Genomic DNA, 19,162 nt, shown 5'->3' with positions numbered 1-19,162 from the left:
AGGGAAGAAAGAGATGGACTAGTAAAAACGTCATTTGAGCGATGAGCGTTGCATAACGTTCGCAGTACGAACGGATAGACGACGCAATCCGAAACACAATCCTTCATTGACTGTCGTCAGCTTCGCGGGCGAGATCTGCCTCGACGATTCTGCCCGCATCTGATTTCAAATCGAAATTGAACTCATTCGATCCAGTGGCTGCGACGTCGGCGGTTAACGTCGAACTCATGTTGTAGACAGCAGGAACTTTTTCTTTGGCCCCCGCTGAATTCCCTGACCCAACATCTCCAGTGCTAATTTTGACGACATTCACACCGACCCAGGCACCTTTTTCATCGTCGCTGAACATCATCTCGTAGACACCTTGAGAATCTGTCTTTCCGTACGATGTTGTTCCGCCTTCTTTGGGAGCGAAAACGACAAAGGCATCCGGAAGAGGTTGTCCGTCCAAGGTGACTTTTCCAGTCACACGTTGAAGGTCGTTATCACTTCCTCCGCATCCCGCAAGCGGCGCAATTAGCATTAAGCAAAGCAAAATTCTCATCGGCATCAATTTGGTCCTTCATGGTGTCTGATGGAACTTCTGCGTGTTCCAATTGATCCTGAATAAATGAATTGAATCTGCTGGCTATTGACTCCTCACCACCGAGCTCACAATAGACTTACGACCCGGGAGGTATTCGCGTTTGGTTTGTTTACTCTTTGGATAAAAACTCCGTAAGAAACAGAAAACTACGAAATTGAGTCACAGCCGGTGTCTTTGCGTCACGGTGTGGAGAATTTCTCACAGTTTTTCAGAGACAGACGTATGACGTCTCAGAAAGTTTCACAAATCTGGCTTCAGTGAATTCGCGCACCGCAGTTTGGGGCAAACTGTTTTGGGGACGCGTGGAATGTGTCTTCAAAAGCTTCTGAGCAACAGCACCAATATGGATTGGATGCTTGGAGTGTTTGTGCTCAGTTCTATGTGCGGGGGATTGACGAAGGAGTCGCTTTCGTCGCTGGTCACAAGGCAAGGTTGTGAGGTCGTGGGAGGGACGTTCGCAGTGGTGGAAGGTGATCGCTTGAAATGACAAGCTGATCTGATGGCGAACGTGGGCACCAAGTTGGTGAGAGTTTGCTGTCATAAAGCCTCCACAAAATGGAGGAAGTGTGGGGGGTCGAACAAGTGTTCACCGATGTATATTACTGGACATACCAGTGAATGCCTATCCAATTCTGCTCAACTTTTCATAAGAAATCCTAATGTGCGGTTGAGGTCAATTGGACAGGAGTCGATGTTTTGAGAAGAGTTTGCGAGGCGCCTTCGGAAGAACTCAGCGACATCCGAGAGCCCGCGTCGTGGCCGGGCGGTTCAAGGAGAATGAACGCACATCGAAGATTCGGTGAGACCATCAGTCGCGTGGAACCGGTATTCAAATAAGCACGACCCACGCCAGCTACGAAGTTTTCAAGCACGGTGAAGACTGGTTTCCTGCCACGGAAGTTGGGGCTGAATTGTTATTGCGGGGCGAACTCGGCAGAATCGGGACGTTGGCAAACCACAACCATTCTTGAAAAAACAATCACATGATGTCACTTCTTGTTTTCTACGCGCTGCTTGCAATTGGCTTCTCCTTCTTTTGTTCCGTCGCGGAGGCCGTTCTCCTCAGCGTGACTCCCAGCTATATCGCGACGCTCAAGGAACAGGGAAAAAGTTCTGCCCTGTTACTCGAAAAGCTGAAGGCCAATGTCGATCGCCCTCTCGCTGCGATTCTGTCTCTCAATACCGTCGCTCATACTGTGGGAGCTGCGGGGGTTGGAGCTCAGGCTGCCGAAATCTGGGGGATGGAAACAGGCGGAGGACACGCAGTCGGCTGGGCATCGGCTGTGATGACTCTAGCCATTCTGGTTCTGTCCGAAATCATTCCGAAGACACTCGGGGCTGTGTACTGGAGAAGCCTGGCTGCTCCGATTGCGATGCTGACCAACTGGCTGATCTGGATTCTCTATCCTCTGGTTCTTCTGTCGGAAGTTCTAACACGACTGATTGCGGGCTCGGACCGTCAGGAAATCGTCACGCGGGCCGAAGTCGCAGCCATGGCAGCGATCAGTGCTCAGGGAGGACATATCGATCCCAGCGAATCACGAATTCTGGCGAATCTGTTCAAGCTGCAGAAGTTGACTGCGGAGGACGTCATGACGCCCAGAACCGTGATTCGAGCATTTCCGGAGTCCATGACTGTCGCGGAAGTGCTGGCCAAGCATCCGAATCTGTCCGTGTCGAGAATTCCCATCTACGAAGGGTCGATCGACGGCATTACAGGTTTCGTTCTGAAGTCAGAGATTCTGCTCGCTCAGGCCAACGATCAACCAGAGACTCCTCTCAGTAAGCTCAAACGTCCTCTGCGGTCGGTCAGCGCGACGACTCAACTCTCTGAGTTGTTTGATCTGCTGCTCAATGAGCGGTCACAGATTGCAATTGTGGTCGATCAGTTCGGAGGCACGGATGGACTCGTCACGATGGAAGATGTGATCGAAACGCTCCTCGGTATGGAGATTGTCGACGAAATGGACCGGACCGACGACATGCAGCGGCTTGCGCGAAAGCAATGGGAGAAACGAGCTAAAGAGATGGGGCTCGATGCGGAACCGATCACAGCAAAGCCAACACCCGAGACCGATGATCACTCCAAGTAGATCGATTCAAACTTGATTTGAGCGATGAGGGCAAACTGGCCCCTGCTCCGGTCTTCTGTGTGACTAAACGTCGATCAGGAAAGGTTTGGTTGGCCTCAAGTGCAATGACCCTTCTCCCGGGCAAGGAAAAGGGTCATAAGCACTGGCCAGCGCACCTTGTTCAACGCGGTCTGTTTTCATGCAGCCCTTTTATATGTCGACAAAATCTGAGGTCCGGTCATGGAGGAGCGACGCGTTAATAACCTTGATTCTGACGTTCGCTGAACTTCCGGTGGAACTTCAAACTCTTTCCCCAGTGTGACAATCGGCTGAGTCCATGCTCAAGTGGAAATGTACCGAATTTGCCGATTTTTGTTATTCTCCTTAAACGTCCTCTTTTCTTGTCACTCCTCACATCGAAGTGCTGAGATCTGAGACGGCGACGTTTACCAATATCGACCAATCTTGCGTCGAGGGACTTGTCCGCGAATCATGATCATGGAACGATTTGCCTGGCAGTACTGAAAGATGCATTTTGCCATACACTGGACTAAGATGTGCTCTCATTGTCGGCTTCACTTCATTCATATCTCGTTGACATCAGATTCCAATCAGTCGAATACTTTCCTGTCAAAATCTGGCGTGTGTGATTGCGGAATGATCAACGCTTTCAAGGGAGTGTTTTATGCGTGAGTTCAACAAGATCCATGTCATCGCACTCCCACGCTGCGCGACTGTCTCGATGGCAGAAGGACTCGGAGCGCTGGGAATCTCGGTCGCACACCTGGGGAAAATCTTCGGCGAGCAGTCACCACATCATCACGACTCGAAGCGTCTCATTCGAATGCACGAGCAGATTGTCAGGCAGGACTACAATCTCGACATTCTGAGTGAGTGCGATGGGCTCGCTGATTATCCCGTCTGTATTCCCGAGGTTTTCGAAGCGCTCGATCAGCAGTTTCCGAACAGCTTGTTCATCAATGTTCGTCGTGATGAAAATCTGCAATCGTGGCTGCAATCAGCGGAGAAGCAGTTTATCGGGCTGCGACTGCTGAAAACCGGCGACGGAGCGACCGAAGAAGACCGACAGTTTGCCGATGCGATGGCGGACTTTCGTCGAATGACGTTCGGGCAAAGTGAATTCGATCCCGAAGCCTTCTTGAAGGCTTATCATCGTCATCAGGATTGCGTCCGAAACTATTTCTCAGGGCGTGAAGATCAACTGCTCGACATTCCCGATGTCGGTCTCTTGCGCGAGAACGGTTTCAACCTGTTGTGCGGGTTCCTGAAGTGCGACACGAAACAGATCCTGTTCCCTCAGAAAAACGATCACAGTGTCGCGCCCCAGCAGGCATTCTTTGATGCTCTGAAGGAAGGCAAAATCGATTCCAAGACGGGGCTGCGACCCTCTTGACGGATTCCGCTTTCTGGACTTCGCTCGGAGCACTTGTTGACGCGAACGAAAACGCGACGTTGAGCAGCAAGAACACGGCGATCAGAATCAGCACGAGATGTACGATTCGGGCAAAGTGCGAAGGTGAAATCAATTTAGCGAGTCGATGTCCGGTCCAAATCGCCAGAGCCACCATGGGCAGGCTCGTCACGAAGTAATGAAGCACTGTTGTTGTCACGGAACCCGAGACAAAGTGCATCGTCAGGACCCAGATGCTGGTGACAGTAAAAAAGCTTTGAAGCATGGCACGAAAACGCTCCGGCGGCCATCTTCGCAGCGCTCCGTACATCACGACCGGAGGCCCAGACGTGTTGTATGCTCCTCCGAGAAAACCGGCGATCAGCCCTACGACTGGTCCCCAGCGATCGTCCTTGAGTCGAAATCCGTCAGGATGAATGAGCGACCACATCGAAAAGATGAAAATCACAACCGCCAAAAGAGATTTGGCAATGCGATCGTCTCCACTCTGAAGCAGCCAAACGCCCAACGGGACGGTGAGAATCGCGGGCAGCGTGAAGGAAAGTGCATCACGGAAGCGAATGTGCTGCCATTCCCGAATCAGGATTCCAATGCCGTTCAGAAATGAGAGCATCGCCACGAGCGGAGCAGCTTGCTGGAGAGGAAGGAGTGTTCCGAGCAAAGGCATCGCAATGAGTGCCTCTCCGAATCCGATCGTCGATCGAACCGTCGCTGAGAGAAAGACGATTCCGCAAATCAGAACGGTGCTCAGACCGTCTGTCAGTGTGAAAGCAAGCAACAGGGTGTCTCAAGAGTCGGAGAAAATGGGCGGGAGCGATCAAACCGCACATGGTGTCAATTGAGATGCGCGAGTCAAGAGAGTCGAGTTCAGCCCGAGTCGACTTCGGCCTGAGTCGATTCGGCAATGGATCGATGTGGAGGGAATCTGAAAACAAAAAACGACAGCACTCTGACTCCGAAATGTCGTAGCAGAGTGCTGTCAATTGGATTGCATCCAGAAGATCGGAAGCAGTTCGATTGATTCCTAACCTCGGAACCTTACTCAGCGGCAGCTTTTTTCTTTTTCTTTGCTGGTGCTGGTTTCTTGTACTCTTCCAGAGTCACTTTCTTGTCTTTGTCCTGATCCATACGGGCAAAGAGTGTTTTGAGCCGTGTTTCCTGCTTCTTGGTCTCTTCAGCAGTTTTTTCTGTCTTCGAAGGACGAACTTTGAACTCTTCCCAAGTCAGACTGCCGTCTGCGTTCTTGTCGAGTCGTTTGAAGACTTTTTCTGGATCAGCTTTCTTGGCGTCGGCTTTCTTTTCTTCAGCCGCGTAAAGCGAAGTCGCAATACCCACGAAAACCAGGCTCAGCAGTGCGAGGCGCAATTGACTCATCGGGACACCTTTCAAAACAAGTGGAGCGATAACTTGCAAGACGAAAAGAGGCAACGTTTGTAGAACATCTCAAACGTTGAAACAGCGATCGACCGCTAAATTCAAGCGGTCACATGGACGAGCCAAAAAGAAGAAACCACGCGCTGAGAGTTGGAGATTGCGGGCTGTCCGATGATCGATTGATGCTATCCACTTTCGTTGATATTGCAAGCGATCGCGAATCGACATTGTAACCTCTCGGGTACGCTCGCAGGTTCAGACCAGTTCTGAGCTGTGACTGCAATCAATGAGTCTGGCTATATACTTGTTGACGCTAGGTATTTTGTGAGGTATCGTTATTGTCGTGGTTCGGAATATCTTTCACGATCTTGATCGAGTCACACTCGCCCATCCAACAACAGATGCTTGGAAAGATTTTCAGTGTCTCTTTAGGAATAAAGGAGGGACAAATGTCGACGCCGATTGAAGGCAACCAAGTCCGTGGACATTTGGAGACGATGATTCTGTCGATCCTCGAATCCGAAGCCGCTCACGGGTTCGAAGTCGTCAAGCGGCTTTGTGCCGCCGGGAATGGGGCCCTTGAACTGAAAGAAGGCACAGTTTATCCCGTTCTATATCGCCTCGAAGATGCTGGGCTGATTCGTTCGAAGTGGGAGAAGGAGACCACCGGTCGACGCGGCCCGCGAAGGAAGATTTATCAATTGACCAAACGGGGTGAACGGCAATTGAACGCCGGTCGCGCTCAGTGGAAGTCGTTCGTCGAAACAATCGGTCCAATCGTGGGAGGTGTCGCATGAATCCTTCGTTAATGATTCCAGTCGAACGAGTTGTTCGTCCGATCCACGCAGCGATGACTAGCAAAATGAGAATGCGAAACGAACTCTATTCGCATCTGGAACAGATCTATCAGGAAGAGTTCGCCGCGACTCAGGACGAAACGAAAGCACTTGAGCGCTCACTGGCCCGGTTCGGTGATCTCGATGAAATTAGAACACAACTGCAATCCGGGATTTCGAAACCACTTCAATGGGTGGCGCGACTCGATGCATTGTTTTCGCGCCGTCCTGGGGAACCCCCTCTCTCGTTCGCGGTTCGGAATTCTGTTCAAATCGGAGCTGTGTTTCTCGTTCAGTGGGTCCTCATTCTGCTTCTCGCTGTCTTGAGGCTGTCTGCTGTTCGTGAGTCCGCTTGGCTGATCGCCCCATATTTCCTGATTCTGTCGCTGACAGCAGCTTCGGTGACGTTTGTCGTCCTGCTCATCGCGCAACCGTTAGTCGATCGTCCTGTCGGAGAATTGTCGAAGTGGGAACTCTTTCGCGGAGCGACTCTGTTTGGAGTGGTCGCGGCGGTCGCTGAAGCGGTTTTGTTGTTTGGCGGAAAGATTTTCAGCAATTGGGAACAGCCCTTGTATCTCTTTCCACTTATGGGAACAGCGTTCCTTGGGGCCGCTGGGATGTTTTCTGTCGTTATCTACTTGTTCAGAAACGAGTTAAGTCAGCTCTCGCAGTGGCACGAGCTCGAAATCTGAGCCTGAACTCAGCAAATGATTCGCTTGTCTGAGTGAACTTGCTGTACCCCAAAGCCCGCACAGTCCGATGATAAGGAAGGTCACTAGCGTTGTGTCTGGTGAATGAGCCGAATCTGCGGATTCTGCTGCGAACGCCTTTCGAAACGGATTTTGATGGCGTTGGGGGGTATGAAAAGCGACTCAACAAATGAGCCTGCGCGCTCAGTCTGCACTCAACCTGCGACCGATCCGACTGTGGATCGGCCAGCGAAGAGGATTCGTGGCCACCGCTGGACCGTGTTGCTGTTGGTCGCTGGCTGGCTGGGGATTTCGTTTCTGGTAACCGGAGAGTCGATCGAAGATTCTGCGGAAGCCGCACCGCCGGTCGTGCGCGACAACACCCTGCCCTACAACAAAGACTGGCTCGAAGTCCATTGGGTTCTCAGAACAAAGTGCAGCGGGTGTCATCGTCCCAACTCCGGACAGCATGACTTTTCGACATACGAAGCCGTCATGGCTGATGGTGAGTTCAGCGGGGAGCCGATTGTCATCCCCGGACTTCCTGAAGAGTCGCTGCTCTGGAAGTACGTGAACTGGAACCACGCTTTCGATCCTGATTCCGATGCTCCGGAACGTCCGGACATGCCGCCTGATGACAAGGGCGAATGGCTCTCCAAAGGGCAACTGGAAACGCTTCATCGTTGGATCGAATCGGGAGCGCTCGAATACGTGCTTCCGCCAACTTGCGATACGAGTCCACTTCTCGAGACCGATTTCGTCTCCGCTCGTGAATGTGCTCAGTGCCATCCTCGGCAGTACGAGGAGTGGTCCCGGTCCATGCATGCATACGCTCAGCATAGCCCCGTGTTCGAAGCCTTCACGTTGACGATGGTCGAGCGAACCGGCGGAACGATTGGCACGTTCTGTACGCGATGCCATACGCCGATCGGGGTCTCCATCGGCGAAGACGCATCGATGAGGAATGTGCATCGGTCGCGAATTTCCATGGAAGGCGTCACTTGCGTCGTCTGTCATCGACTCGAAAAACCATTCTACAAAGCGAGCGGTCGACTTCCGGTCACTCCCGGGTTGCTCAGAGACGGCTGCATGTACGGTCCGTTCAAGGATTCAGTTGATCCAGATGGATCAGGACACCCCGCGGAAGAGGCAGCCCATCTCACGAAATCGTCGTTCTGTGGCTCCTGTCACGACGTCACGAATCCCGTTGGTGTGCGGCTTGAAGAAGCCTTCAGCGAATGGCAAAACAGCCCGGCTGCAAAACAGGGAATCTCTTGTCAAGATTGCCACATGGGCCCGATCCCGGGAGTTCCGGTGAAAGCTTGTGACCGGCCATTCGGAAAAGTGGCTGTCGTCCCGGGCATCGATCCTGACATGTTGCCAGATCGACCTCTCTCCAATCACTCATTTGTCGGGCCGGACTATTCGATGCTCCCCGATACAGAGTTTCCGTACAAACTCGATTGGATGTACGAAACAGACTACCGGGACACAAAGAATCTTACGCCGCATCAACGGGAAACATTGACACATCTGCGCGTGCAGAACCGTAAGCAACTTGCCAAAGCCCGAAATCTTCGATTCGAACTTCTCAAGAATGCGGCCGAAATTCGCGTCGAGCATCCGCGAGAAGCAAACCGACATCGAAAAATGAAAGTCCACGTTGACGTCGTCAGCAAAACGGCCGGTCATAACTTCCCGACGGGATTCACTGCCGAGCGCCAAGTTTGGGTCGAACTGATTCTCGTCGATCCGCTTGGACGCACAGTGTTCTCGTCCGGCGATCTGGACTCCAACGGAGATCTTCGTGACGAACATAGCCACGAAGTCGAAGCGGGGCACCTTCACTGGGATCGCCATCTGTTGAATTTTCAGAGCAAATTCACGCTGCTTACCGTTCAGGGGACCGAACGTTCCGTCATCATCCCGGTCAATCGAGATTTGACGCCGATTAATGTTGTTCGTCCCAATCCGGCTCCAGCCCAGTCGTTTGGTCGCCCGGCAGATTTTCGAGTTGCGAAGGCGAGTTTGCCTCCACTCGACACGATGGGGAACACGTATCCGATACGCTTAGGAGACTGCGCAGGGCCACACCGCTTACGCGTGCGTTTGAATTACCGAAATCTTCCCCCTGCCCTGTTCGACAAGATTGGGATTCCACATTTGAAGCATCTCATTGAGACCGTTGTGATTGATGAATACGAGAGTGTGATCGACGTTCGTTGAGTGATATCCATCCCTTGAATTGACAACAGAATGTTTCAGCGCAGTCGAGTTCTCTGCACCTCTTTCTTGATCGTCATGTTCGGCATGACGAACGGTCACCCATGCGCTGCTGAAGACAAGAAAACTGCTGGCTTTTTGTACCTCGACGATGTTCCTCCGGAACCGACAGATTCTGACCTTCCGATCATGTACTACGAAGGGGAACAACTCGTCGAGTTGCCTCCGCTGGAGGAAGAGCTTCTGACCCATGGTGGGGCTCACATGTACTACTCGAGTGACTATCTCAATGCTGTCGCTCCGGTGTGTGAAGGCAGTCACTCCCAAAATTTGCGACTTGATGAATGCTGGGAAGAACCTCAGCCTTGGTGTTCGCGCCCTCATGAATACCTGGGTCCGGGAATCGTTGAGTGGAGTCCTGACTGGAGTTGGTTTGGTTCGAATCCCAATATGTGGGAGCCACGATTTGTCGGTCATGGAGCATACGAGGTTTTCGGAGCTGTCTTTGACCAGGGTGGCACCGAACAGAATGGAATCGGTCACCAACTCTTCATCGATCTCGACTTAAGATTGACGGGCACCGAGCGGTTTCATGTTCAGTTCCGACCACTCGGGAAAGATAACTCGGGCGGATCGTTTTGGAGATTAAATTCTCCGACGGAGTACATCGACAACTCGACAGGAGTCCCGCAACGCTGGTGGTTCGAAGGAGAGTTGCAAAGCCTGTTCGGGCCGTGGCTGGGTGATGAGCGTCATCAGCTCGACATCAACTTCACCATTGGACGATTCCCGTTCCGACTTCAGAACGGGTTGTTGATGGATGATGAAATCACCGGGCTTGCAGTCGCGAAGAACAACATTCTTTCGCTTGGCTTTAGCAACGTGAACATCCAGGGATTCTATGCGCTGGACGAAGTCGATTCGTACCCCGCGAGTAGCGATTTGGCTGGTGTTGCTGTGACTGCGGACTATCGTACTTCGTTCTTTGAAGCGGAGTATGTTTCGCTATTTCGCAATCGAGAAGAGGAATTTCGGGCACACTACTTTGCATTGAGCGGAACAAAATTCTTCGGCCCGATCAGTCTGGCTGCTCGAACGATGTATCGGCTGGGTGATCAAAACGCTGGTGGTGATGGCTATTTCCAGGTTCTCGAGTCGAACATGACCCGCTCGATGGGCCACACGATTGAACACCTGACCGGGGTCGATCTCGCAGTGAGTTACCTCAACCTGTTCTACGCAAGCGAAAACTGGGTGACGATTGCAGGCGGAAATCTCGACCGAATCCGCAACGCGTTTGCGGTTAACCCGTTGTTCAACATCGCTGCCGGAAGTCCGCCTGTGGAACGTTACGGAGTCGCTGCGGGTGTCGAGTTCTTCCGAAACAATCAGGATGAAGCGATCATCCCTGAGTTCGCGTTCGAGTCGCAAGCTTCTGATCCAATTTATGGAGCGGGACTACGATACCGCCGAAAAATGACGGCTCGCATGTTCTTCGAGCTTCGCGGCATCAAAAACTGGTCAACAAATCCCGCTCTCCGACGCGAAGGACTGTTCGCTTCGACGACTGTCATATTCTAACGCGGCATGCTTTGAAGACTCTCCTTGATCATTTCAGATCAATCAGACAACTGGCTTCAGCTTCATGTCCGGTGCAGCTCTTTGAATCTCAGCGCAAGCGTCGTCAGATACGTGGAGTGACAGAACAGGGCTTTTCGCCGTTTTTCACTTCTTAGCGGCTGCAGAAATGCGGGCTGATGAATTAGCTTAAAGCGAACTCGAAGCCTGCAAGTCGGGAGCTAGTGAGCGCTCTTATTCGTATTAGAACGAAACTTTCGGCTGGCTTTCTGAATGACTTGTGGAGTAGCTGAAGATGTTCGGACGACGTCAATGGGGACTGCTGGCCTTTTTAATCGCGAATACGTTCGTGAATCTGGTCTGGGGAGAAGTCCGAACGTGGGATAGCCGTCATTCGATCGAGAAAATCGATGTCCGTGTCGTTTACTTCGTCCCCAACGACCGGCAGCCTCTCACGGATTGGAGACGTCGCGTCGACTATTTCTGCCAGCGAATTGAACAGTTCCACGCACAGGAGTACGACGGACAATCGGTGCTGACCACGACTGTGGAAGCAGAGCCTTTCGTCTCGAAGATGTCGACTCAACAGCTTCGAGTCGGCGATGGAGATGCCATCTTTTTCCGAACGCTGCGGGAAGTTGATGCGAGTTTCGACTGGGACGAAAGCGACTCGGATGCGTTTCCCATTGTGCTCGTCCTGTCGGAGATCAACTGGAGGCCACTCGACGATTTCTATCGCCTTCGACAAACCGACAACGGGCTGGAATTTGAAGGCCAATTGATTGATTCGCAACACTTCCCGGGTGCAACTTCCGGAGGGGCACGAGCGACTTACCTCTCTCGCGAAGGCAAAGGTTGGGGACTGGTGAGCGCCGACGGTTGGCGCGTCCCCTATCGAGGAAGTGATTGTGTCGTCTATCACGAAGGCGTCGGACACACGATTGGACTTCCGCACCCGGAACCAGGCAACGGGTCGGTGATGAGCTTCGGTCAGTATCGCGGCTGGATCAGTGAATCATGGCTCGACAAAGATCAAAAACTCCGCCTGGGATGGCAGCCAAACGAGTCGAAGGAAGAGAACAGCGAAGACAATTTGTTCCGACAGTTTCGGGCTATCCCGAATCCACTCGAACCTAAATCGGGGGATGAAGTTTTTCTGAAACTCGATCTTCCCAGTGATGCGGTTGTGCAGTCCTGCGTCGCGGAAGTTCAAACCGATGTCCGCGGACCGTGGTTGGAGTCGACAGCGAGTTTTCGAGATGAATCACGCACAGATTTGACCTCGATTTCGCTCGGGCGATTCGATCGGAAGACTCCGGTCAGCTATCGCGTAAACGTGACTCTTGAGGATGGGCAATCCGAAGAATTGTGGGGATATTTCCAAGTCGGCGCACCGCAGGAAATCGCTTCTCTCAACCATCGGTCCGTTCTCTCGGATGAAGCCGCTCAAAAACCACGAGAAAGCAGTTCGTTCTCGGTAAAAGCCGAGAGTGATCAGTTGGAAGCACTTGATCTCGCTGAAGTTTGGAAGCAGGGAGATTGGACAGTCGAGGAAGGCAACCGAATTGTCTCTCCGAAAATGTATGGAGCCAAGATCGAACTTCCGGGAAAAGTTTCCGGGCCTTATCGATTGATTGCGATCGTTGAGCCGCTCGATGCTCCGAATGGGCTGATTCTTGGGAGTCGGATGGGAGAGTCACGTTTTGTGACGTTGCTCAACTACGCTCAGGGAGACCAATCGCTTTCTGCCTTAGAAAATGTCGATGGAAAAAACGTGGGCAACTTCACGACGGTGAATCGCGCACTGTTCAAGACCGGGCAACTCTCACAGATCGTTTTGACGGTGACCGACGACGCAGTTTCGGTTTCAGTCGATGGCGTCCCCGTCGTTGAATGGAGCGGAAAAGCAACGGATCTGAGCTTGAGTGATTATTGGCGGACTCCCGACCAGAGCTCCCTTTTCCTCGGCACTTATGATTGTCGATACCGTTTCCACCGAGTGACTTTGCAGACCAGCAAATAGAAAACTCCCAGAAACATGATTGCTCACGCTTCCGGGAGTGATCGAAGTCTTCGAACCATTCAATCGACAATTGAGCAATTCGCTCTTGTCGCTGCACTCGCCTGAACTTGTCTTTCACGATGTCTGAAACATTGACTCTTGCGAGTCGCTGCAGATCATCTCTCAGGGTGCTCAAGTTAGGCAGTTGTGTAATGCGACCAGTTGCCGTTTGAAGTCGGCTGGTTACGAAGCTCCTTTTCCTGGGTTGTACTTCGCAGGGACGTTGCCCTTCTTGTCGCCAGTCTTTGGATCGACAGTGATGTAGGTCCATTCGACTTCGGTGTATCCGAGTGTGATTTCTTCGCTTGGAAGTGGATCACCGGCAGCGTTTCCGTGGAATCCGTAGCTTGTGACGACGACGTCTTTGAGTTTGTAAGTCAGGTAAGGTTCCTGCTTGTTCTTGACGGTCGTACAGAAGTGAATGTCCACTTCACTGAAGAAGGTTCCGTTCGCACAAGCTTCCTGAAGTTTGGTGGATGACTTGTCGAGTTCGCGAACGACAACAACGTCTCCGAGGGTGGTTTCCCCTTTTGTTCGCTGAGAGTCTTTGGCACCTTCTGGGATCGAGCGATAGATCGGTGAACTCATCGACTGAATGATAATCCAATCTTTGTGATCGTTGTCTGTTGCTTCGCCTTTGATGTCGCCAAGTTTCATGAAAGCAGCCATGTGAACGTCTCCTGAGTGAAAGTGAAAAGGTGAGTGATTCAAGAACAATGGATCGCGTTTGCGTCCAGTTTTTTGTTGCCCGCTTGATGCTGACACCCCTATTCTCGGAGTTTCCCCGGAAGGGTTGCGTGATTTTCGAAAAAGAATTCCGAAAGATTGCTTGTTCGGCTTCAACTCTTTTGAAGTCAGCGGTTTACGTCGTTTTGGCCCAGTCTGGAAAGCACCCTACGCTATTTCTTTCGAAGAGAAAGCTCTTTCCTCGACAGCATTTCACACGTAGGGAGAAGCGAAGATCTGAGAGATTCTAGGCGATCGTCAGAGGCTGAATCAGTTTCCCAGCAAATTAAGCGTCTTGGCTCGGACGGACATCGTCCTGGAAGCAGGACCACTGCTCGACATCGACCGGTTTCCGGAAGTCAGTAAGATGATCAACAGCTTTCCCGCGAGCGTCGACATCCAGCGACAACATCATCTTCAGGACGGCGCACAGATCACCGAATTGTGAAGGCAGAGCCTCCAGCAACTGCTCCGGTTTGTAATCGAAGTATTGTCGACTGAGCTGAAGCATATTCTTGGGACGGAAAGCCTTCTTTCCGGTTGCGAGTTCAAATCCGACGAGGCCAAGCGAGAACCAGTCCGCAGCTGGGCAAATCTGTCCCCGCATCTGCTCCGGAGAAATGTATGCCGGCGTACCCGCTGCGATGGGGCGATCGTCGTCTCCACGAAAGATCGGCAGCGAAAGCCCAAAGTCCATCAACTTCACCCTTCCCGAAGGAGCGAGCATGCAATTCGACGGCTTGATGTCGCGGTGGACAATCTGCTCCTGATGTGCGTAGCTCAGTGCATCAGCGAGTTGCGCGAGAATGCGGAGAACGCTTTCTTCGTCCAGCGGACCAACAATTCGGGCGACGTCGGAAAGCGAACATCCTTCCAGAAACTCCATCGCGATAAAAGATGTCGCGAACGCATCGAATCGTTCGTACAGGATCGGAATTCCCGGATGATGAAAACGCTCGATGATCTCCGCTTCGCGGATAAACCAGTCCCGGGCATTCGCATCAATCGCCAGACGATGACTCATCATCTTCAGTGCGACGCGACGGTTGGATTCCAGCTGAAAGGCATCGTACACGACCGCCATTCCGCCTCGGCCAAGACGTCGATTGATTTTGTATCCTTCGAGCGTGACGGTCGAAAGTGCATCATGGCTGCGACGGCCAAGCCTGTCGGCCACGATCATCGTCATGACGTTGGAAAACTCAGGGTGTCGCTGACACAGTTCGTGAAAGTCAGAACTACTGAGACTCAAGACGGTCATGTCGCTGTCGGCGACAACCGATGCTGTTCGCGTTGGCGTCCCCATGAGCGCCATTTCTCCGAAAACATGTCCGGGAAAAATACTGCCGAGTTCGATTGGGTTCGCGTCGGTCGATGAGATCGACACCGTCGCTGCTCCGTCGACACAAACGAGCAGGCAGTCTCCGTGAGTCCCTTCCCGAATCACGAAATCCCCTGCCTTGAATTTGATGCGATGCATTCTCTCGTAAAGAGCGGATTGCATCAGTGCAGGAAGATCTTCGAGCGGGCCGCAGGCGAAATCTGTGACGCCTTCATCCGAACCAGAGAGAGGAATCGAAACAGCTTCTGAACGCTCTCGGTCCAGCTGAGATTCCATCGAGGAACCCGACAAACCTGCCAGTTTGCCTGACCACGGAGCATGATCCGGAAAGAGGGAACCGTAGTCTTCAATTGATAGATCGGGCTGCCGCTCTTTCAGCATGGAGTAATGGTGTCGAACGAGATCAGTGAGCAGTTCACGCGGATTGCTCAGCACGGTCCGCGATTCGACCATCTGCATGATCGAAAAGTCTTTTCCCGAATCACAATAGTCCTGCAATTCCAGCAGGAGTTCTTGCATCATCGTCAGGGAAATCGTCTCGTCAGCCTCTTCAAACATCCGACTTCGCACCAATCAGGTCACGAGAATATCAGATCGTCTACACCAAAAGTCGATTATTGCAGGAATCCGTTCAACGGAAAACCTCGACTGACCTGAGATTCATAGGACGGTCGAGCGTAAGAAAAATTCCCTGAAACCGACCGAAAGTTTGAGCCCGTCGACCGAGATCTTTGACTTGAAGTCAGTTCGATCATGGGAAAACAAGTAAAATCTGTGTACGATCAAAGTTGGTGGATGTATCGGCAGGCGTCGATGATCCAACCCTTTAAACTCCGGGAGATGAGCATGGTTCATTTTCAATCAAACTCCGATCGACGACAGTTTCTAGTTCAATCAAGTGGAGCTGTTCTCGGAGCCGCAGGGTTATCGTTTTTCGGTGTGTTGCCACGAGTGTCTCGTGCGGAAGCGAGCTTGGAAACCGGCCGCGTCATCTACAAAGGACAAATTGAGCCCCTCGTCGAATTGATTGAAACAACCGACCGCGGACAGCTTCTGGAGAAAGTCGCCGAGAAAATCCGTTCTGGAACGTCATATCAGGAAGTGCTTTCTGCGTTGTTGCTAGCCGGGGTTCGAAATGTTCAGCCCCGTCCGTCCGTCGGCTTCAAGTTTCATACAGTTCTCGTCGTCAATTCGTGTCACCTCGCCAGCTTGCATGGTCCGGATGAGGATCGATGGCTGCCGATTTTCTGGGCTCTTGATTACTTCAAGTCGGCACAGGCAGACGAAGCCCGCCAAAGTGGCTGGCAGATGCAAGCGGTCGACGAAGCACGCGTCCCGGCACCTGAACAGGCTCGATCTCTGTTCGTCGATGCGATGGAACGTTGGGATGTAGAACAGGCGGACGTGGCTACCGCTGCTCTCGTCCGTTCCAGCGGAAGCAACGAATTATTCGACCTCTACGCAAATTATGCAGCGAGAGATTTTCGTTCGATTGGACACAAAGCAATTTTTCTGGCGAACGCTTGGCGGACCCTACAAGTCATTGGCTGGCAGAATGCAGAACCGGTGCTTCGATCACTGACCTTCGCGATTCTTAACCATGAAGGTGACGGCGATCCCTCGCAGCATGATTACGAAGCTGACCGACCATGGCGCACGAACGATCCGCTCGCGGGAGAAATTCCAATCGAGTGGCAATCCGGAGAATTGAACAGCACAGCGACGCGCGATCTGATCGCTGCGATGCATCGAGATTCCGCTGGCGATGTCTCCAAAGCGGCTCAACAGGCGATTGTCGACGGAGTGAATCCACAGTCGATCTGGGATGCCGTCTTTGTGTCGGCAGGAGAACTGTTGATGCGTCAACCGGGAATCGTTGGATTGCATGGGCTGACAACTGCCAACGCGGTCCATTTCATCTATCAACAGACTCGCGACGAGAATTTGCGAAAACGACTCGTCCTTCAAGCCTGTGCGTTCAACCCACTGTTTCGCGGTGCTGCTGAAGGTCGCGGCAGTCTGAAACAGCTTTCCTTCGCACAGTGGAAAGAGCGGTCGGATACTCCCACGAACGAACTTTCGGAACTCAGCGAAAACATTTCCCGCGACAAAATGAAAGCTTCCATTCAGGTCAGAGACTATCTCAACGGCGGAAATAACCCGTACGAACTGATTGATGAAGCTCGCCGGCAAGTTTTCTTGCGAGGACGAAATACTCACGACTATAAGTACAGTTCGGCAGTCCTCGAAGACTTCAATTCAGTGAGCCCGGAATGGCGAAACGATTTTCTGGCGTTGAGCGTCTTCAACTTGAAAGGATCTGGGGACTCGATGAGTAACCTCGTTGAACGGACTCGAGAGGCGCTGCAAAGTTGAATGTTGTTTGGCACCGAATCTTGAGGTTTGGCGAGGGGAAACTTGTGACTTCACGTTCTTGAGAATTGCGTGTCTGGAATCATTGGCAACAGGAAACCTCTCCAAAGACCGCAAGAGTCTTCTCGACTGACGAAGGTGCGTCGGCGTCTACTCAATGGAATCATCGGGATCCTCGAGTGGTTCGCGTGGAGCCTGCTTGCTGCGATTACCGTCCTCGGACATTGTTGGGAATACGGCGAGAAGATTCCGACCGGATGGGAACGTGATCCGACCGTTTCTTTCTTCAACATGTGGACCGTGGGCTGGAATGCGGAATCGCTCCAGCGAGGTTTTCGCGGGTACTGGCACGCGCCAATTTTCCATCCGCTTCAGGGGACATTCACTTTCTCGGAGATGCAGCCGACAAGTCTCGTTGTCGCTCCGTTCGCCTGGCTGTTTTCTTTGTGCTTCGCGTACAACATTTTCATTTTGCTCACTCTTGGTGCCAACGCTTTTCTCGGTCGGCGCATCGCCGCTAGCCTTGGATATTCGCTCGTCAGTCAGATCTTCTGCGGGCTGGCTTTTCTCACTCTGCCTTTTGTCCATCTACAACTGGGAGTGATTCAACTCGGGGCGGTCTGGTCGATCCTTTTAATTCTCTGGACCCTGATCGAATTCGAAAAGAACTCCACTCCCCTCTCTGGCTCGACGTTCGGACTGGCTTTGGGAATCTGCTATCTCGCATGTCATTACTACGGCCTGTTCATGGTGATTCTGTCACCTTGTTTTGTGGTTTACCTGTGGCGGAAGTTGCTGTTCCGGTCGACCTGGATCGGGATGATGTGTGCCGCGGTGGTTGCATTAACCATCGTCAGTCCTTTCTTGTGGGCTCAATGCCGCTGGCTTGAGCCGATGTCCGAACCGAGACGTCTCCAATTGATCTCCAGCTTGTCAGCCGACGAGACCGATTATCTGTTCACAAGTGAACGGCGATTCCTCTGGACCGAACTTGGCCCTCTTCTCGGCTATGAAGTTCGATACCGACGAGATGTTGGCTGTGGAACATTGATGATGGTGTTGGCAGCGACTGGTCTCGTCGCTGGAAGTGTTGTTCGTTCGCGCCGAAAGTGGACGTCGTTCCTGCTGCTTTGGGGAGGAGTCGCTGGTCTGCTCTCACTTGGTCCGACAATTCATTGGGGAAATTGGCACCATTACGAACTGTTTATGGACTGGATTCCTGGTTTGCAGCTGATTCGCAGCCCGTATCGATTCGGAGTCATTGTTCAAATCGCTGTCGTTCTGTTGGCGACCATCGGCGTCGATGTATGGTGGAGGTGTTTTTCCGCTCGCGATGCCGACCCGTCGGAACTGCGACGAAAATGGTGGCGTCGACTTGGTTTGGGAGTCGTCGTTGTTGTCGCTGGGATTTCGGTGATTGAAACCTGGCCCAAACACTGCATCTGGGCGAAGCCTCCGAATTCGGAAATCAACGAGCAATGGGTGCAATGGATTGAGACAGAAACGCCAGCGGATGCAGTTGTCGCATGCGTTCCGTTCGCAACGGGAGGCAAAACATCCGACTTTATTGAGACCACTCGCTGGATGCTTCTGGCACTCGAACATGATCGACGAATGCCTGACGGTTACTCGGGTTTCTTCCCGCAACAGCATCGCAATCTGCGGGCAACGATGAGACGATTTCCGAATGATGCGAGTTGCGATTTTCTGAAAGGTGTGGACGTCGATTACGTCGTCATCAAGAATGCAGTTCTGCCGGAAAAACTGAAAAGTGTCGCTCCACTCTTTGATGACCGAACAGCGAAGGTAAAAATCTATTCCCTGCAGTCAATCGCGGACGCGATTCACGATCACGGGAACTAGCGAACC

General features: G+C 52.3%; 13 protein-coding genes and 1 pseudogene. 9 read left to right on the top strand and 5 right to left on the bottom strand.

What is annotated here, in order from left to right:
- Nucleotides 1-103 precede the first annotated feature (103 nt).
- Nucleotides 104-550: a carboxypeptidase regulatory-like domain-containing protein gene (locus AB1L42_RS02230; protein ID WP_367050704.1), complete on the bottom strand. Its 447-nt coding sequence runs from the start codon at nt 548-550 to the stop codon at nt 104-106.
- A 1,019-nt stretch (nt 551-1,569) separates the two neighbouring features.
- Between AB1L42_RS02230 and AB1L42_RS02225 the strand changes: the two genes are divergently transcribed.
- Both AB1L42_RS02225 and AB1L42_RS02220 read left to right on the top strand, forming a co-directional pair.
- Nucleotides 1,570-2,679 (top strand): hemolysin family protein, encoded by a 1,110-nt coding sequence (locus AB1L42_RS02225; protein ID WP_367050702.1) that lies wholly within the window; start codon nt 1,570-1,572, stop codon nt 2,677-2,679.
- A gap of 664 nt (nt 2,680-3,343) precedes the next feature.
- Entirely contained in the window at nt 3,344-4,072 is a 729-nt protein-coding gene (locus AB1L42_RS02220) for a sulfotransferase (RefSeq protein ID WP_367050700.1), read from the top strand.
- A gap of 79 nt (nt 4,073-4,151) precedes the next feature.
- On the opposite strand, the pseudogene AB1L42_RS02215 reads toward AB1L42_RS02220, so the two are convergent.
- Nucleotides 4,152-4,868: pseudogene (locus AB1L42_RS02215) on the bottom strand (sulfite exporter TauE/SafE family protein); the annotation flags it as partial.
- 260 nt (nt 4,869-5,128) lie between these two features.
- Nucleotides 5,129-5,464 carry an EF-hand domain-containing protein gene (locus tag AB1L42_RS02210; protein WP_367050698.1) on the bottom strand — a complete coding sequence of 112 codons (336 nt, stop codon included), beginning with the start codon at nt 5,462-5,464 and terminating at the stop codon, nt 5,129-5,131.
- 449 nt (nt 5,465-5,913) lie between these two features.
- Between AB1L42_RS02210 and AB1L42_RS02205 the strand changes: the two genes are divergently transcribed.
- The 5 genes from AB1L42_RS02205 to AB1L42_RS02185 all read left to right on the top strand — a co-directional run bounded on the left by AB1L42_RS02205 (nt 5,914) and on the right by AB1L42_RS02185 (nt 12,813).
- Nucleotides 5,914-6,261, top strand: a complete 348-nt coding sequence (locus AB1L42_RS02205) for a helix-turn-helix transcriptional regulator (RefSeq protein WP_367050696.1) — start codon at nt 5,914-5,916, stop codon at nt 6,259-6,261.
- Nucleotides 6,258-6,992, top strand: a complete 735-nt coding sequence (locus AB1L42_RS02200; RefSeq protein WP_367050694.1) for a hypothetical protein — start codon at nt 6,258-6,260, stop codon at nt 6,990-6,992. Before AB1L42_RS02205 ends, AB1L42_RS02200 begins: the two co-directional genes overlap by 4 nt.
- 234 nt (nt 6,993-7,226) lie before the next feature.
- Complete coding sequence (locus tag AB1L42_RS02195; protein ID WP_367050692.1) at nt 7,227-9,215, top strand: multiheme c-type cytochrome; 1,989 nt, start codon at nt 7,227-7,229, stop codon at nt 9,213-9,215.
- A gap of 30 nt (nt 9,216-9,245) precedes the next feature.
- Nucleotides 9,246-10,793 (top strand): hypothetical protein, encoded by a 1,548-nt coding sequence (locus tag AB1L42_RS02190; protein ID WP_367050690.1) that lies wholly within the window; start codon nt 9,246-9,248, stop codon nt 10,791-10,793.
- 292 nt (nt 10,794-11,085) lie between these two features.
- Nucleotides 11,086-12,813: a hypothetical protein gene (locus AB1L42_RS02185; protein WP_367050688.1), complete on the top strand. Its 1,728-nt coding sequence runs from the start codon at nt 11,086-11,088 to the stop codon at nt 12,811-12,813.
- 222 nt (nt 12,814-13,035) lie between these two features.
- Here the strand turns inward: AB1L42_RS02185 and AB1L42_RS02180 are convergent, their stop codons facing one another.
- Nucleotides 13,036-13,521 carry a type VI secretion system tube protein Hcp gene (locus tag AB1L42_RS02180; protein WP_367050686.1) on the bottom strand — a complete coding sequence of 162 codons (486 nt, stop codon included), beginning with the start codon at nt 13,519-13,521 and terminating at the stop codon, nt 13,036-13,038.
- 343 nt (nt 13,522-13,864) lie between these two features.
- Nucleotides 13,865-15,478 (bottom strand): protein kinase, encoded by a 1,614-nt coding sequence (locus AB1L42_RS02175; RefSeq protein ID WP_367050684.1) that lies wholly within the window; start codon nt 15,476-15,478, stop codon nt 13,865-13,867.
- 195 nt (nt 15,479-15,673) lie between these two features.
- Here AB1L42_RS02175 and AB1L42_RS02170 point away from each other — a divergent pair, with 195 nt between their 5' ends.
- Nucleotides 15,674-17,296 (top strand): hypothetical protein, encoded by a 1,623-nt coding sequence (locus tag AB1L42_RS02170; RefSeq protein WP_367050682.1) that lies wholly within the window; start codon nt 15,674-15,676, stop codon nt 17,294-17,296.
- Between the two features lie 69 nt (nt 17,297-17,365).
- A complete protein-coding gene (locus AB1L42_RS02165) occupies nt 17,366-19,156 on the top strand; it encodes a hypothetical protein (protein WP_367050680.1) in 1,791 nt (596 codons plus the stop codon).
- The last annotated feature ends 6 nt before the right edge of the window (nt 19,157-19,162 follow it).

The organism is Thalassoglobus sp. JC818, assembly GCF_040717535.1.
Taxonomy (GTDB): domain Bacteria; phylum Planctomycetota; class Planctomycetia; order Planctomycetales; family Planctomycetaceae; genus Thalassoglobus.
The sequence above is the reverse complement of the archived record's forward strand: the minus strand, read 5'-3'. Positions and strand labels throughout refer to the sequence as shown.